Annotated in this window: 13 protein-coding genes and 1 pseudogene; 4 read left to right on the top strand and 10 right to left on the bottom strand. The window is 71.3% G+C overall.

All coding sequences use genetic code 11. The annotated features are described in order from the left end of the window. The first annotated feature begins 12 nt into the window (after nt 1–12). A complete protein-coding gene (locus OG453_RS30040) occupies nt 13–996 on the top strand; it encodes a LuxR family transcriptional regulator (protein ID WP_266871692.1) in 984 nt (327 codons plus the stop codon). A gap of 149 nt (nt 997–1,145) precedes the next feature. Further along, nucleotides 1,146–1,628 (top strand): DUF456 domain-containing protein, encoded by a 483-nt coding sequence (locus OG453_RS30035; protein ID WP_266871691.1) that lies wholly within the window; start codon nt 1,146–1,148, stop codon nt 1,626–1,628. 306 nt (nt 1,629–1,934) lie between these two features. On the opposite strand, the gene OG453_RS30030 is transcribed toward OG453_RS30035, so the two are convergent. After that, a complete protein-coding gene (locus tag OG453_RS30030) occupies nt 1,935–3,182 on the bottom strand; it encodes a transposase (RefSeq protein WP_266871690.1) in 1,248 nt (415 codons plus the stop codon). Between the two features lie 128 nt (nt 3,183–3,310). Between OG453_RS30030 and OG453_RS30025 the strand changes: the two are divergent. Together OG453_RS30025 and OG453_RS30020 are read left to right on the top strand one after the other, a co-directional pair. Further along, nucleotides 3,311–4,180, top strand: a pseudogene (locus OG453_RS30025) (Tat pathway signal sequence domain protein); the annotation flags it as partial. 33 nt (nt 4,181–4,213) lie between these two features. Next, nucleotides 4,214–4,582: a PPOX class F420-dependent oxidoreductase gene (locus tag OG453_RS30020; RefSeq protein WP_266871689.1), complete on the top strand. Its 369-nt coding sequence runs from the start codon at nt 4,214–4,216 to the stop codon at nt 4,580–4,582. A gap of 354 nt (nt 4,583–4,936) precedes the next feature. Here the strand turns inward: OG453_RS30020 and OG453_RS30015 are convergent, their stop codons facing one another. The 9 genes from OG453_RS30015 to glyA all read right to left on the bottom strand — a co-directional run bounded on the left by OG453_RS30015 (nt 4,937) and on the right by glyA (nt 16,293). Continuing rightward, complete coding sequence (locus tag OG453_RS30015) at nt 4,937–6,346, bottom strand: bifunctional transcriptional activator/DNA repair enzyme AdaA (protein WP_266871688.1); 1,410 nt, start codon at nt 6,344–6,346, stop codon at nt 4,937–4,939. Nucleotides 6,347–6,442: 96 nt separating this feature from the next. Next, nucleotides 6,443–7,540, bottom strand: a complete 1,098-nt coding sequence (gene rsgA / locus OG453_RS30010) for a ribosome small subunit-dependent GTPase A (protein WP_266871687.1) — start codon at nt 7,538–7,540, stop codon at nt 6,443–6,445. Nucleotides 7,541–7,839: 299 nt separating this feature from the next. Then, entirely contained in the window at nt 7,840–8,856 is a 1,017-nt protein-coding gene (locus OG453_RS30005) for a proline racemase family protein (protein WP_266871685.1), read from the bottom strand. A 188-nt stretch (nt 8,857–9,044) separates the two neighbouring features. Next, nucleotides 9,045–9,914 (bottom strand): formyltetrahydrofolate deformylase, encoded by an 870-nt coding sequence (gene purU, locus OG453_RS30000; protein ID WP_266871684.1) that lies wholly within the window; start codon nt 9,912–9,914, stop codon nt 9,045–9,047. Beyond that, on the bottom strand, nt 9,914–10,552 hold the full coding sequence (locus OG453_RS29995) for a sarcosine oxidase subunit gamma (protein ID WP_266871683.1): 639 nt from the start codon (nt 10,550–10,552) through the stop codon (nt 9,914–9,916). Before OG453_RS29995 ends, purU begins: the two co-directional genes overlap by 1 nt. After that, nucleotides 10,545–13,439 (bottom strand): sarcosine oxidase subunit alpha family protein, encoded by a 2,895-nt coding sequence (locus tag OG453_RS29990; protein WP_266871682.1) that lies wholly within the window; start codon nt 13,437–13,439, stop codon nt 10,545–10,547. Before OG453_RS29990 ends, OG453_RS29995 begins: the two co-directional genes overlap by 8 nt. Further along, on the bottom strand, nt 13,436–13,738 hold the full coding sequence (locus tag OG453_RS29985) for a sarcosine oxidase subunit delta (protein WP_266871681.1): 303 nt from the start codon (nt 13,736–13,738) through the stop codon (nt 13,436–13,438). The genes OG453_RS29990 and OG453_RS29985 overlap by 4 nt, the downstream gene beginning before the upstream one ends. A 12-nt stretch (nt 13,739–13,750) precedes the next feature. Next, the gene (locus tag OG453_RS29980) at nt 13,751–14,971 is read right to left on the bottom strand and encodes a sarcosine oxidase subunit beta family protein (protein WP_266871680.1); all 1,221 of its coding nucleotides are present in this window, start codon (nt 14,969–14,971) and stop codon (nt 13,751–13,753) included. Then, nucleotides 14,968–16,293, bottom strand: a complete 1,326-nt coding sequence (gene glyA, locus OG453_RS29975) for a serine hydroxymethyltransferase (RefSeq protein WP_266873177.1) — start codon at nt 16,291–16,293, stop codon at nt 14,968–14,970. Before glyA ends, OG453_RS29980 begins: the two co-directional genes overlap by 4 nt. Between the last annotated feature and the right edge of the window lie 84 nt (nt 16,294–16,377).

Here is a 16,377-nt window from a genome sequence, read left to right as displayed (position 1 = left end):
GGGCATCGCCGCATGCTGGCTGCGATAGGTCTGGACGAGACACATGAGTCGGCGTACCGGGCGCTGGTGGCGGTGGGGGCCGCCGACGTACCCGATCTCGCGCGGCGGCTGACGCTGGGCGAGCCGGAGACGGTGCACGCGCTGCGCCGCCTTGAGCGGCACGGCCTTGCGGCCCAGGCCTCCGGGAAGGCGGGCCGGTGGGTGGCGGCCCCGCCCGCCGTCGCACTCGGCGCGCTGCTCGCCCAGCAGCGGCACGAACTGGAGAAGGCGGAGCTTGCGGCGACGCTGCTCGCCGAGGAGTACCGCGGGCAGGCCGCCGAGCCCGCGGTGCACGACCTGGTCGAGGTGGTCACCGGCGCGGGCGCCGTCTCGCAGCGCTTCCTCCAGCTGCAGCTCGGCGCGAGCGACGAGGTGTGCGCCCTGGTGACCGGCAACCCGGTCGTGGTCTCCGGCATGGAGAACGACGCGGAGGAGCAGGCGGCGGGCCGCGGCGTCGCCTACCGCGTGGTGGTCGAGCGTTCGGTCCTCGCGCTCCCCACCGGGCTGCTCGAACTGTCGACGGCGATCGGCCGCAATGAACAGGTGCGGGTCGTGGACCGCGTCCCGACCAAGCTGGTGATCGCCGACGGCTCGCTCGCGATGGTGCCGCTGACCTCGCGCACCGCGGAGCCGGCCGCGCTCGTGGTGCACGCGAGCGGCCTGCTCGAATCCCTGACGGGGCTCTTCGAGGCGGTGTGGCGGGACGCGCTGCCGCTGCGGCTCGGCGAGGGCGGCGACACGGTCACCGAGGACGCCCCGGAGGGCCCCGACGGCGCCGACCTCGAGATCCTCTCCCTGCTGCTCGCGGGCCTGACCGACGCGAGCGTGGCCAAGCAGCTCGATCTTGGCCTGCGGACGGTTCAGCGGCGGGTCAAGCGCCTGATGGAGCTGACGGGCGTGACGACGCGGCTTCAGCTGGGGTGGCATGCGTATGAGCGGGGCTGGGTGGCGCGGTAGCGCTCCGCTGGATAGGCGGTGAGGGCGCGTGCGGGCGGGTGGGGGCTTGTCGCGCCCACGCGGCGGAGCCGCATATGTCACAGCCCCGCGCCCCTTACGGGGCACTGACGCGACCTGCGGTTTTCTCCTGGTTCCTGCACGCTTGACAGATGGCAGTGTGGGAACTCCTGCTGGTCGCGGTGGTGCTGCTGCTCGGCCTGTGCGGAGTGCTTGTGCCCGGGATTCCGGGGCCGTGGCTGGTGTGGGCCGCGGTCCTGTGGTGGGCGCTCAAGGACGCCTCCGCGGTCGCCTGGGGCGTCCTGGTCGGCGCGACCGTCGCCCTCCTGCTCGCCCAGGGCATCCGCTGGCTGCTGCCACCACGCCGCTTCCGGCAGAGCGGGGCCACGCGCCGTACGGCCGTGTACGCGGGCGGCGGGGCGCTCATCGGGTTCTGCGTGCTGCCGGTGATCGGAGCGATACCGGGGTTCATCGGCGGGATCTATCTCGGGGAGCGGCTGCGCCTGGGCGGGCACGGCGAGGCGGTGACGGCGACGCGGACGGCCATGCGGGCGGGCGGCTGGAGCGTCCTGACGGAGCTGTTCGCGTGCCTGTTGATCGCGGGGGCGTGGTTGGGGGCGGTGATCTGGGGCTGAGTGGCCGGGGCCGAGCAGCCCGGGCCGAGTAGCCGAAGCAGGTTCACATACATGTCCCGACATCGGATCTCTCCCGACTCATTGACGGGATGGCGCACCCTCTCTAGCTTTCAGCGAGGTAAAGCTCCGATGACTCGGGAGACGCGATGCCAAGACCGTCCAGAAGAACCGTGCTGGCCACCGGATCGGCGGTCGGCGGCGCGCTGATGGCCGGGGGTCTGCCCGCGCAGGCCACGGCGGCACCCCAGGAGGCAGCGGAGGTGAGGACGCCGGACCTACGACTTGATGCTCGTCAACTACCCGGCGCTAAATCGCCGGGCTTGCACAACGGGCATCACTGGCGGTGATGCTGCGTTTGCGTCCAGTCCCGCGTGCTCGGCCAGAGGGCCGTGCGGGCGGGACAGGGGCCGTTGACGGGGCCCCGCATCGCCACAACTCCCACGCTCTCGCGCGGATGTTGCGGGAGCCGTTTCGGTCCGCGTGATCAACGAATCCGCAGGACCGGCACGCGAAGCGGGCCCGAGAGACCCGGTTCGCCCTGTCTATGTGCCCGCATTCGGCGCAGGTGCGCGAGGTGTACGCCGGATCGACGTGCACCACCGGCACTCCGGCCTTACGGGCCTTGTACGCGATGAACTGCCCGAGCTGGTGAAACGCCCAGGAGTGCAGGGTGGCCCGTTGGGGCTTTCGAAGCCGTACCCGTCCGCGGATGCCCGTCAGGTCTTCCAGGGCGATTCCGCGACCGGTGCGTTCCGCCTCGGCCACCAGATGCTTCGCGATCTTGTGGTTGATGTCCTTGGCCCGCCGCGCCTCCTTGCGCCTACGCTTCTTGGCGCGACGTCTGGCGGACGGGGTGTTCTTCCTCTGCAACTTGGCGCGCAGGTCGCGCTCGCGGACCCGAATGCGATTGAGCTCGCGTCCGGCAATGATCTCGCCGTCCGACGTGGTGGCGATGTTCACAATGCCCAGATCGACACCGAGGAAGTCCACCGGGTCGGCATTCAAGGGCGCTTCGGGGACTTCGCAGGTCGCCATCAGGAACCACATGCCGTCCCGGCACACCAGATCCGACTCACCCCTCCGGCACGCCGCAAGAGTGGCCAGCTGCTCCGGCGAGGCAGTGAAGGCCACGTCCTTCACCCGCCCCGCCAGAGTCCACACCGACACCCGCCGCTCGCCCATCAGCCAGGACAGCATCCGGTCGTCATACGGCTGCGCCCCCTCGGCCCGGAAGGAGATCGGCTTCTCACTCGCCGCACGGTAGCGCTTCGAGCCAGGCCTGCCGAGGTTGCCCGCTTTCAGGTTGGCCCTCAAGGTGGCGTAGGCGTCACACGTCTTCTTGATCACGTGCTGGGCGGCCTGCGCGCCCAGACCCCACCGAGCCTTGATCTCGGCGTAGGTGTGCTCGCGCAGCGCGAAGTTCCGCTTCACACCCCGCTCGAACGCCACCCCGCTCACCCACGTCGCCGCCTCGTTACAGGCACGCAGGGTCGCCTCAAGTGCCGCCGCCTGCACGGGCGTCGGCAACAGCTTCACCTGCACCACCAGCTTCACACCCACGACGCTACCCAGTGCTTCCGGCACCGGCATTCGAACGCCGCCAGCTCCCCCGAACGTGTGAACCGAGGTGTCCGGTGCTCCGCACCGCTCACGCCAGGATGCGAGGAATCCCGAGCGTAAGCGCCCGGGATTCCTCGCAGGAACTGCTGAACTGGGGCTGCCGCACACTCCTCGAGGCATCGGAACTCCTGGGCGTGGACGACGAGTTGGCCCCGTGCTGGCGGGAGGTCGGCAGCAGGCTCGCGGCGTACCCGACCGACGCGAACGGCTACATGATCGGCGCGGACATCCCCTTCGCGAAGTCGCACCGCCACTACTCCCACATGCTCGCGGTGTATCCCCTGTACGAGGTGACGGGCCGCACGGCGGACGAACGCGCCCTGATCGAGAAGTCCCTGGCCCACTGGGTCGGCTTCGAAGGGGCCCTGCAGGGCTATACGTTCACCGGGGCCGCGTCCATGTCGGCGCTGCTCGGCAAGGGTGAGGACGCGCTGAAGTACCTCGGGCAGCTGATGGCGCGCTTCATCCAGCCCAACACCATGTACAAGGAGTCGGGCCCGGTCATCGAGACCCCGCTGTCCGCGGCGCAGTCCCTGCACGACATGGTCTGCCAGTCCTGGGGCGACGTCATCCGCGTCTTCCCCGCGCTGCCGGCGGCGTGGGCGGATCTGGTGGTGCACAACTTCCGTACGCAGGGCGCTTTTCTGCTGAGTGCGGTGCGGGAGGGCGGGGCGACGCGGTGGGTCCGGCTCGTGAGTGAGGCGGGGGCGCCGTGTGTGGTGCGGCACGGGATCTCCGGCGCGGTGGAGGTGCGGGACGGGCGTGGCCGTCCGCTGCCGTACGAGGATGTGGGCGGCGGGGCGGTTCGGATCGCCCTCCGGAAGGGCGAGTCGGCGCTTGTCACGGGCAAGGGTGACCGGCCCGATCTGCGGATCGCGCCGGTCGAGGCGAATGCGGCGGCGGCGCGGTGGGGGCTTCCGGGGGACTCCTAGGCCGGGGCGGGGTACGCGTGCGAGGCTCGCGGCATGACCGAATTCAGCGAGGCCGAGCGGGCGTACCTCAAGTCTCAGCAGCTTGGGCGGATGGCGACCGTCGATGCGGCGGGGCAGCCGCAGGCGAATCCTGTCGGTTTCTTTCCGCAGGACGACGGGACGATTCTGGTGGGCGGTTATGCGCTGGGGACGACGAAGAAGTGGCGCAATCTGCGGGGGAATCCGAAGGTTTCGCTGGTCGTGGACGACATTGTGAGTGTGCGGCCGTGGAAGGTGCGGGGTGTCGACATCCGCGGCGATGCGGAACTCCTCACGGGGCCGCACGATTTGGGCCCTCACTTCAGCGAGGAACTGATCCGCATCCATCCTCGGCGGATCCATAGCTGGGGGCTGGAGGAGTAAGGGTGGGGGTTCCTTTCCCCAACCCCACCCCTACCCGAATCCTTTCCGGCTCCGCCGGCCGCGAGCTGACCGTCGATCACCGCCTCCGGCGAGTTCGTCCTCAAACGCCGGACGGGCTGAAAAAGAGCTGCGGCCGGGCCAGAAGGCCTACCGACGGGGTGGACGACCTGCTGACGGGGTGGGCGGGCAACTTCGGGGCAATCGGGTGGGCGGGTGGGCGGGTGGGAAACTCGCCGCGAAGCGGCGGTACGGCGCCGCAGCCGACGACGACGCGTCGGCAGACCGGGGCCGCTGCCGGGCAATCGGGTCGGTGGGCGGGAAAGATTCGCCGCGAAGCGGCGGTCTGGGCGGGGTTCACGTCACCCGCAGATGCCACCCCGCGTAAGACCGCCACGGCCGCCACGTGTCCGGCACCGGCTCCTCCCCCTCCAGCGCCACATCCGGGTCACCCAGCGCCCGCATCCTGATGACCGCCACGGCCCCCGGCTCAACCGGCAGCGCCAACAGCCCCGCCTCCGCGTCATCCCGATCCGCCCCCGCGTCCAGCCGCACCCGACCATCGGCCAGCGCCGCGCCCAGCACGCCCAGAGGGCCCGGCTCCCCGGCCAGCGCCCCGGGCTCGGGGAAGACATGGGTCAGCGTGCCGCACGGCGCGTCCAGGGCCTTGCCGTGGCGCCGCACCAGCAGTGCCGCCTCCTCCCGCCCCACCAGCACCCGCACCGCGAGCTCATCGGGATCCGCCGCCCCGGGCGAACGAAGACCGGGGCGGGCAGCGACCAGCGGGGCAAGGCGCGGGTCGGAGCCGAGGCGCTCGTCCACGGCGTACGGATCCGCGTCCAGGTCGAAGAGCCGGCGCAGCCGCTGCACCGCCGTGGTGAGATCCCGCAGGTCGGTCAGGTGCAGCCGGGTGTCGAGCCAGCCGCCGACCCCGTGGTCGCGCTCCTCCACCGCTGCGATCCCCGTCCCGTACGGCAGCCGCAGCGTACGCCGGTACGTCCGTCCGCCCTGCTCACCCACGACCTGCTCGATACCGTCGACCGCCTCGCGAGCCAGCAGATCGAAGACGGCGCCCGCCTGGTACGCGCCCCGATAGGCCAGCCGCAGCGGAACACCCGCGGCCGGAGTCGCCCGCCCCGCGGCCCCCCTCCGCGGCGCCGCGTCCCGCAGCGCGGTCGGCGTCATCGCGTACACCGCACGGATGGTGTCGTTGAACTGCCGCACGCTGGCGAACCCCGCGGCGAACGCGATCTCCGTGATCGGCAGGCCCGTGGTCTGCAGCAACACCCGGGCGGTGTGCGCCCGTTGGGCCCGTGCGAGGGCAACAGGTCCCGCGCCGAGCTCGGCGGTGAGCTGCCGCTGCACCTGCCGGGCGCTGTAGCCGAGCCGTACGGCGAGACCGGGGACGCCCTCGCGGTCGACGACGCCGTCACCGATCATGCGCATGGCACGGCCGACGACATCGGCGCGTACGTTCCACTCCGCGGACCCGGGCACGGCGTCCGGGCGGCAGCGGCGGCAGGCCCGGAAGCCGGAGCCCTGGGCGGCGGCGGCCGTGGTGTAGTAGCGGACGTTCTGCCGTTTGGGGGTGACGGCCGGGCAGCTGGGCCGGCAGTAGATGCCGGTGGTCTCGACGGCGAAGAAGAACTCCCCGTCGAAGCGGGCATCGCGGCTGCGTACCGCCTCGTACCTGGTCTCTTCATCGATATCGATCACGTCATCCAGTGTGCGGCCTCCCCGGCGACCCGGCTGGCGGGAATCGGACATCACGTTGCGCGTGCCGCGCCCCGTAAGAGGCGCGGGGAACTGCGCGACCAGCCCCCACCGGCCCGCAGCTCCCTCACCGCACTCACAGCGAACCGCTCAGCGCATCCGCCCCCGCTTCGCCTCCATCGCCGCCCGCCCCTCCGCGCCCCGCATCTTCCACACGCGGCGCATGTCCGCACGGACCCGTGCGTCCGTCTTGGCGACGATCCGCTGGTTCTCGCGGATCAGCTTGCGGTAGCTGTCGAGACGGCGTTCCGGCAGTGTGCCGTCCTCCAGGGCGGCGAGCACCGCGCAGCCGGGCTCGGCGGTGTGTGCGCAGTCCTGGAAGCGGCAGTCCCGCGCCAGGTCCTCGATCTCGGAGAAGACCTGGCCGACGCCCGTTCCGGCGTCGTACAGGCCCACACCGCGCAGCCCCGGTGTGTCGATGAGGACTCCGCCGCCGGGCAGCACCAGGAGGTTGCGGGTCGTGGTGGTGTGCCGGCCCTTGCCGTCCACGTCACGGGCGGCATTGACGTCCATGACGTCCTCGCCGACCAGCGCGTTGGCCAGCGTCGACTTGCCCGCCCCGGACTGGCCGAGCAGCACGGACGTACCGCCGGCGACGACGGCCGCGAGGATCTCGACGCCTTCGCCGGTGGTGGCGCTGACGGGGAGCACCTGGACGCCGGGGGCCGTCGTCTCCACGTCCTCGACGAGATAGGACAGGCCCGTGGCGTCCGGCACCAGGTCGGCCTTGGAGAGGACGACCACCGGCTGGGCGCCCGATTCCCAGGCCAGGGCCAGGAACCGCTCGATGCGGCCGAGGTCGAGCTCGACGGCGAGCGAGACCGCGATGATCGCGTGATCCACGTTGGCCGCGAGGATCTGCCCGTCGGACCGCTTGGAGGAGGTGGAGCGCACGAAAGCGGTGCGGCGCGGAAGGAGCGTACGCACATACCTGGGATCGCCGCCCTCGGGGTCGATCGCGGCCCAGTCGCCGGTGCACACCACCTTCATCGGGTCGCGCGGGACGACGAACTCGGTGTCGGCGCGGACGGTTCCGTCCGCGGTGACCACGTCGCACTGACCGCGGTCGACGCGTACGACACGGCCGGGCAGCAGGCCCTGCGCCGCGTACGGGGTGAACTCGGCTTCCCAGTTCTCGTCCCAGCCGTAGGGCGCGAGAGGGTGCGAAGACGAAGGAGAAGCCTGCATGGATGCAGAGAGAGAAGACAAGGGGGACCCTTCACAGGGGTGGCCCCGGCGCACGCGCACGCTGGCGCGCGAAGGTGAAGAGGAAGGTCAGCCGGTGACCACGGAGGTGGAATGAACGGACTTCTCGATGCGGGCAGCGCCCATCTCAACGACAGCCATCGGTCACACCTCCTGGTACGTACGGCGGATCAGGGCCGCGTAGAGCGGCCCCTCCGGAACGGCCCCAACGATAGGCGGGCCGCAGCGCGGGGCGCCAGCCCTTTTTCGGCGGCGCGCCACGCGGCGCGCCAAGCAGCGCCCTACGAGGACGGCAGCAGGAATCCGGTCGGCAGCTCGTCCCGCGGATCGACGACCAGGGTGTTGTAGCCGGTGACGTACGCCGTGCCCTCGACCTCGGGGATGACGGCGGACTTCCCGTACACGGTGGTCGAGGCGGCGATGCGGCCGAGGAAGGTGGTGTCGAGGATGCCGTGATTGACGAGCACGGCGTTCTCGGTGAGCTCCCCGCGCGCGGCGAGGGTGGCGATGCGGGCGCTGGTGCCGCTGCCGCACGGGGAACGGTCGACCTGGCCGTCGGCGAAGACGGTGACGTTCCGTTCCTCGACGCGGCCTTCCGCCGTGGCGATCCTGTCGTGGAAGATCACGCCGTACAGGCCGTTGATCCGGGGGTCCTCCGGGTCGGCCAGGGGGTGGTTCTTGGTGACGTGGGTCTTGATCTCGGCGGCCAGGCCGATGAGTTCGGGCAGCCGGTCGCGGGAGACCTCAAGGCCGAGGGTGCGGGTGTCGACCATGGCGTAGAAGGCGCCCCCGTACGCGATGTCGGTGGTGGTCGTGCCCCGCCGGGTCGGCACCGGTACGTCCTGGGCGTGCAGGTAGGAGGCGATGTTGCGGAAGGCGACCCTCGGGTGTCCGTCCGCGGTGTCGCGGACAGTGCAGGTGACACGGCCGGAGGGGACGTCGATGACGAGTGTGCCGTCGTCGCGCAGCGGGGTGTGGCCCGTGGTGTACGCCCAGACGGCCGCGGCGATGGAGCCGTGGCCGCAGGCCGTGCTGAAGCCCTCGCGGTGGAAGAAGACGAGGCCGAAGTCGGCGCCGTCGTCGTCCGGTTCGGTGACGAAGCAGCCGTACATGTCGGCGTGGCCGCGCGGCTCGTGGGTCAGCAGTACGCGGATGTCGTCGAGGCGGGTGATGGCGTCGTCGCGCTTGTCGAGGACGGTCGCACCGCGTGGGGGCCGGACGCCGCCGAGGACGATGCGGAAGGGTTCGCCCGCCGTGTGGTAGTCGACGGTGCTGATGAGGCGGGACGGCGCGGTCATGGCTGGCCTCTCGGACGGGCGGGTGGTGGTCGCCGGTTCAGGGTGCCCGACATGGGGTGGGCGGGGGCGCGGAACGCCGTGATGAAGCGGAACGCCACGATGAAAACGTACGGCCGTCAGCACAGCACCGTACGGCCGTCGGCGCGGCACCACCGCGCACCCGTCAGCGCGGCACCACCGTCCCCCCGTCAGCGCAGCACCACCGTCCGCCTGCCCTGCACGAACACCCGGCCTTCGCAGTGCCAGCGGACCGCTCGGGCCAGCGCCGCCGACTCCGCGTCGCGGCCGATCGCGGCCAGGTCGTCGGGGGTGTGGCTGTGGTCGACGTCGATGACCTCCTGGGCGATGATCGGGCCTTCGTCGAGGTCGGCGGTGACGTAGTGGGCGGTGGCGCCGACGAGTTTGACTCCGCGGTCGTGGGCCTGGTGGTAGGGCTTGGCGCCCTTGAAGCTCGGCAGGAACGAGTGGTGGATGTTGATCACCCGGCCCGCGAGCTTGCGGCACAGGTCGTCGGAGAGCACCTGCATATAGCGCGCGAGGACGACCAGGTCGACGTCGAACGAGGCGACGGTGTCGAGGAGTTGGGCCTCGACCTCGGGCTTGGTGGCGGCGGTGACCGGCATGTGGAAGAACGGGATGTCGTGCCACTCGACGAGTGCCTGGTGGTCGCGGTGGTTGGAGACCACCGCGACCACGTCGATGGGCAGGTCGCCGCTGCGGGCGCGGAAGAGCAGGTCGTTGAGGCAGTGGCCGTAGCGGGACACCATGACCAGTACGCGGGGTCTGGCGCTGACCGGTTCGAGGTGCCAGCGCATGGCGAAGGGCGGGGCCACGGCGGCGAAGTCGCGGCGCAGGGCCTGCGTGACGTCCTCGCCGCCGGGGGCCGCGAAGCGCACCCGCATGAAGAAGTGGCCGTCCCGGCGGTCGCCGAACTGCTGGTTGTCGATGATGTCGCAGCCCTGCTCGACCAGGAACAGCGAGACGGCGTGGACGATGCCGGGGGACTCGGGGCAGTCCAGGGTGAGGACGTGCTCGGCCGGCGATGAACTCGACGCCATCAGGGCACCTCCGGGGAGCCGTACTCGCTCATCGCGTCGATGAGCCAGCGCGCGAGGTAGTCGGCGAAGGAGGCCCGCGGGAACAGGCGGTAAGTCGGTGCGCCGTCGACCTGACCCTCGACCTGCCAGAGGAGTACGGGGATGGGGCCCACCGTGGTGGACACCGCCCGGCCGGGGCCGAAGGACCGGGGGTGCAGGTCCAGCGGGCAGCCCTTCTCCAGGACCTGCCGGGCGGCCGGTCCTGTCAGCTCCAGCGTGGTGCGGTTCGCCGATACGTCCACCACCGAGCCGGGGTCCGCGCCGAGCGCCGCCCTCAACTCGGCGGCCAGAGCGGTGCCTTCGGCCTGGGAGAGGACGAGCCACTCGTCGGGGCCGAGCCAGGCGGCCGTGTGGGCACCGGCCGCGGTGGTGTGCCCGCACTGCCGGGGAAGCGGCGTCCCCAGGGTCTGCTCGATGCGGGCGGCCGCTTCGGATGCGGGGTCCACGCGCAGGTTCACCATCGTGATGAACGGCCACTCGGTCAGCGCCACGCCACGGGCGCCGGTGACCGTGGCGGCGCGCATCCGCTCGTCCAGATGCGCCAGCGGGCTGCGGCGCAGGCGCGTCGGGCCGGGGGCGGCCTCGGTCGGCTCAGCCATCTCGCTTGGTCCCTTCGGGGTCGTACAGCACGGAGTCGGCCACCAGGACGGGCACCAAGTCGTCGCCCACCGGGGCGATGAGGGTCTCGCCGATCCTCGCCCGTCCGTCGGCGACGAGGGCGAGCGCGAAGGGGCGTCCGAGTGCCGGGCTGTGGTAGCTGGAGGTGACGTGGCCGAGCATCGGCACCGGACCGTCCTGGGGGGTCAACGGCGTGTCCGCTGCGATGAGTTGGGAGCCCTCGGGCAGCCGCGTCGCGCGGTCGGCCGGCAGCAGGCCGACCAGTTGCTTGCGGTCGGTGCGGGCCGTGTCCGCGCGCGTGTACGACCGGTTTCCGATGAAGTCCTTGCGCCGGGAGACCACCCAGTCCATTCCCGCGTCCTGCGGGGTGACGGTGCCGTCGGTGTCCTGCCCGACGATGATGAACCCCTTCTCGGCCCGCAGGACGTGCATGGTCTCGGTGCCGTACGGCGTGATGTCGTACGGCCTGCCGATCGCGTCCACCTCCTCCCAGACGTCGAGGCCGTACCACGCGGATACGTTGATCTCGTAAGCGAGTTCACCGGAGAAGGAGATCCGGCAGACGCGGGCCGGGATGCCGGAGGCCAGGGTCGTCTCGCGGAAGGCCATGAACGGGAAGGCCTCGTTCGACACGTCGATGTCGGGGGCGAGCTGGGCGACGACCTCGCGCGACCGCGGGCCGACGACGGCGATCGTCGACCACTGCTCGGTCACCGATGTGCAGTGGACGTCGAGTTCGGGCCACTCGGTCTGCAGCCACTCCTCCAGCCAGTCGAGGACACCGGCGGCGCCGCCCGTGGTGGTCGTCATGAAGTAGCGGTTCTCTTCGAGGCGCAGCGTCACACCGTCGTCGAAGATCATCCCGTCGGGCTTGCACATGACGCCGTAACGAGCCATGCCGGGCCTGAGCTTCTTGAAGGCGTTGGTGTAGACGCGGTTGAGGAACTCGCCCGCGTCCGCGCCCCAGATCTCGATCTTGCCAAGGGTGGAGGCGTCCATGAAGGCCACTCCTTCGCGGGCCGCACGGCACTCGCGCGCCACCGCCGCGTCCATGTCCTCCCCCGCCCCCGGGTAGTACCACGGCCGCTTCCACTGCCCGACGTCCTCGAACAGCGCCCCGTGGGCCACGTGCCAGGGGTGGATGGAGGTCGTGCGCTCCGGATCGAACAGCTCGCCGCGCTCACGCCCGGCAAGCGCGGCGAAGGCCACCGGCGTGTAGGGCGCCCGGTAGGCGGTGGTGCCGATCTCCCCGGGGGACGCGCCCGCGCCGAGCGCCTCGGCGATCACCCCGATCGCGTTGACGCCGGACGTCTTGCCCTGGTCGTTGGCCGTGCCGAGCGAGGTGTAGCGCTTGACGTGCTCGACTCCCCGCATTCCGGCGCCGGTCGACCGCCACACGTCGGCGACGGTGACATCGCGCTGGAGGTCCACGAAGTGGGTGTCCCAGGTGGCGGGCTCTCCGTCGGGCCCGGGGACCAGCCACAGGGCGCGGGTGGCGGGGCGCGCCTCCTCGGCGGGGGCCGCGGGCACCGGGACAGGGAATCCGGCGTCCGTCGCGGCCAGCGCACCGGCCCGCCGCCCTTCGGCCAGAGTGCTGTCGAGGTCGTACGTCCCGCGGGCCGCACCCACGACGTGCTGGTTGCGTACGCTGCCGTCGGGGACGAAGGCGACCAGGTCCTCGTCCCAGCGGAGCTTGCCCTGGCGCTGGCTGTGCAGGTGCACCACCGGGCTCCAGCCGCCCGACACGGCGAGCAGGTCGCAGTCGAACGACTCGGGGGCGCCCGTGAGTTGACCGCTGCCGTCGAGCGCCTGGACGGTGACGCCGGTGAGGCGCGCGTCGCCCGTGGTGTCGACCACGGTGCTGCCCTTCAGCACCCGCACCCCGGTCGCGGCGGCGACCTCGGAGGCACGGCGGGAGAGGGTGGGGCGCGCGTCGACCACGGCGGCGATGTCGATCCCGGCGGCGTGCAGGTCGGCGACCGTGTCGTACGCGCTGTCGTTGGTCGTGGCCACCACGGCCCGCGAACCCGGGGCCACGGCATACCGGTTGAGGTAGGACCGCACGGCCGCGGCGAGCATCACTCCGGGGCGGTCGTTGCCGGCGAAGACGAGCGGGCGCTCGTGCGCGCCGGTCGCGAGGACCACCTGGCGGGCCCGTATGTGCCACAGCCGTTGGCGCGAGATGCCTTCGGACGGGTCGGGGGCGTCGGCGCCGAGGTGGTCGGTGCGTCGCTGCAGGGCGAGTACGTAGTTGTCGTCGTAGCTGCCGAATGCCGTGGTGCGGGGCAGGAGGACGGCCTCGGGGGCGGCTTCGAGTGCCGCGCGGGCGTCGGCGACCCAGTCGAGGGCGGGCTGTGCGGCGACCGTCTCGGCGCGTCCGGAGAGAAGCGAACCGCCGGGCTCTGGCTGGTCGTCGACGAGGATCACGCGGGCGCCGGACTCGGCGGCGGTGGCGGCCGCCGCGAGTCCCGCCGGTCCCGCGCCGACCACGAGGACGTCGGTGTGCACGTACTTCTTGTCGTAGACGGCGGGGTCGGGGGTCGGGTCGAGCCGGCCCATCCCGGACAGCGTGGTGGCGGACAGGCCGTCGTACAGCTCCACGGTCGTCGCGGGCAGCATGCCTTCGGAACATGAACCCCCGATCTGCACAAGGGCGTTGGGCTCCTCCACTCCCGCGGCGACGATGCCGCGCGGGCGGCCGCGGTAGAGCGAGGGGGCGGCCTCGACGATGCCGTTCGCAAGGATCGCGGATGCGAGGGTGTCGCCGGGGTGGCCGGTCAACTCCCGTCCGTCGACGGTGAAGCGCAGGACGGTGCCGCGGTCGACGCGGCCTCCGTCACCGAGCCGGAAGTGCTGCTGTTCGGTCATCGCTCTCCTCCGGCGGCCGGTGCGGCGGGGTCGGGACGCGGCTCGTCGAGCCGGTAGGTGGCGAGCACCTCGTAAGTGGCCGTGTCGCGCAGGGCGTTGAACCAGCGGCGGCAGCCGTGGGCGTGCATCCAGCGTTCGGCGAAGGGACCCTTGGGGTTGTCGCGGTAGAAGACGTACTCGGCCCACTGCCGGTCGTCGAGCTCCGCGGGCTTCTCCGGGTAGGGGACGTGGGCCTGTCCCCCGTAGTGGTATTCGGTCTCGTCGCGCGGGCCGCACCATGGGCAGGCGATCAGCAGCATCGGATCCTCCTCTCAATGGGCCACGGCGGCGGCGCCGTGTTCGTCGATCAGTGCGCCCGTGGTGAAGCGTTCGAGGGCGAAGGGGGCGTTGAGGGGGTGCGGTTCGCCGGTGGCGATGGTGTGGGCGAGGGTCCAGCCCGCGGCCGGCGTTGCCTTGAAACCGCCGGTGCCCCAGCCGCAGTTGACGTAGAGGTTCTCCACGGGCGTCGCGCCGATGATCGGCGATGCGTCGGGGGTGACGTCGACGATGCCGCCCCAGGTGCGCAGCACGTGCGCGCGGGCGAAGACGGGGAACAGCTCGACGGCGGCGGCCATCTGATGCTCGATCACATGGAAGGAGCCGCGCTGCCCGTAGCCGTTGTACGTGTCGACGCCCGCGCCCATCACCAACTCGCCCTTGTGCGCCTGGGAGACGTACACATGCACGTGATTCGACATGACGACGGTGGGGTGGACCGGCTCGTGCAGTTCAGAGACGAGTGCCTGCAGCGGATGGGACTGCACCGGCAGCCGGACGCCCGCCCGTTCGGCGAGCACGCTGCTGTGCCCGGCGGCGGCGAGCCCGACCCGCCCGGCGTGGATGCGCCCGAGGTTGGTCTCGACGCCGACGACCCGGTCGCCGTCCTTGAGGAAACCGGTGACCTCGCAGCCCTGGATCAGGTCCACGCCCATCTCGTCGGCCCGGCGGGCGAGCGCCCAGGCGACGTGGTCGTGCTTGGCGATTCCGGCCCGCGGCTGGAAGGTGCCGCCGAGCACCGGATAGCGGGTGTGGGGCGAGACGTTGAGGATGGGGCAGACCTTGGCGACCTCGTCCGGTTCGAGCCACTCGGCGTCGACGCCGTTGAGGCGGTTGGCGTTGGCGCGGCGCACGCCTTCGCGTACGTCCTGGAGCGTGTGCGCGAGGTTGAGCACGCCGCGCTGGCTGAACAGGAAGTCGTAGTCGAGCTCTTCGGGGAGCCGCTCCCACAGCTTCAGGGCGTGCTCGTAGATCCCCGCGCTCTCGTCCAGGAGGTAGTTGGAGCGGATGATCGTGGTGTTGCGGGCCATGTTGCCGCCCGCCAGCCAGCCCTTCTCCAGTACGGCGACGTTGGTGATGCCGTGGTTCTTGGCGAGGTAGTAGGCGGTGGCCAGGCCGTGGCCGCCCGCGCCGACGATGACGACGTCGTACGACGAGCGGGGTTCGGGGGTGCGCCAGAGGAAGTCGGGGTGCTCCGGCAGCGGCTCGGCGGTCATGCCGCGGCTCCGTTCGGGTGGGGCAGGTGGGGATAGAGAGGGAACGCGGCGGCGAGCTTCTCGACCCTGTCACGCAGCAGTTCCGCGCGCTCGTCGCCGAACTTCTCGTCCTTCAGCGCCTCGGCGATGACGTCGGCGACCTCGCGGAACTCCGTCGCGCCGAAGCCTCGGGTGGCCAGGGCCGGGGTGCCGATCCGCAGGCCCGAGGAGACCATCGGGGGGCGCGGGTCGAAGGGCACGGCGTTGCGGTTGACGGTGATGCCGATGCGGTGGAGGCGGTCCTCGGCCTGCTGTCCGTCGAGGGCCGAGTTCCGCAGGTCGACGAGGATCAGATGGACCTCGGTGCCACCGGTCAGGACCGTGATGCCGGCCTCGGCCACGTCGTCGGCGAGCAGCCGTCCGGCGAGGATGCGGGCGCCGTCCAGGGTGCGCCGCTGTCGCTCCTTGAACTCCTCCCCCGCCGCCACCTTGAAGGCCACCGCCTTCGCCGCGATGACATGTTCCAGGGGGCCGCCCTGCTGGCCGGGGAACACCGCCGAGTTGATCTTCTTGGCCAGGGCGGCCCTGCTGAGGATCACCCCGCCGCGCGGGCCGCCGAGGGTCTTGTGCGTGGTGGTCGTGACAACGTCCGCGTACGGAACGGGACTTGGGTGCAGTCCGGCCGCGACGAGACCCGCGAAGTGCGCCATGTCGACCATCAGGTACGCGCCGACCTCGTCGGCGATCCGTCGGAACGCGGCGAAGTCGAGACGGCGGGAGTACGCCGACCAGCCGGCGACGATCAGCTTCGGCCGGTACTCGCGGGCGAGCTCCGCCACCTCGTCCATGTCGATCCGCAGGTCGGATGCGCGGACGCGGTACGGGACGACGTCGTAGAGCTTGCCGGAGTAGTTGATGCGCATCCCGTGGGTGAGGTGCCCGCCGTGCGCCAGGTCCAGGCCGAGGATCGTGTCACCGGGGTCGAGCAGGGCGAACATCGCTGCCGCGTTGGCCTGGGCGCCCGAGTGGGGCTGCACGTTCGCGGCCTCGGCGCCGAACAGTTCCTTGACCCGGTCGATGGCCAACTGCTCGATGACGTCGACGTGTTCACAGCCGCCGTAGTAGCGGCGGCCGGGGTAGCCCTCGGCGTACTTGTTGGTCAGTACGGAGCCCTGGGCTTCCATCACGGCGGCCGGTGCGAAGTTCTCCGAGGCGATCATCTCGAGGGTCGACTGCTGACGGTGCAGCTCGGCCTCGACGGCGGCGGCGACTTCCGGGTCGATGGCGGCCAGCGGGTGGGCGAGGGAAGAGGCGACTGTGGTGATCGACGGGGCCGTCTCCATCGGGTTCGTTGCCATCTGTGCACCATCCTGAGAGCCAGCTAATGGACAACTGATATATCAGCCTGTGCGGTAAGGTATGGGAGC

The organism is Streptomyces sp. NBC_01381 (assembly GCF_026340305.1).
Classification (GTDB): Bacteria; Actinomycetota; Actinomycetes; order Streptomycetales; family Streptomycetaceae; genus Streptomyces.
This window is presented reverse-complemented; position numbering and strand designations above follow the sequence as displayed.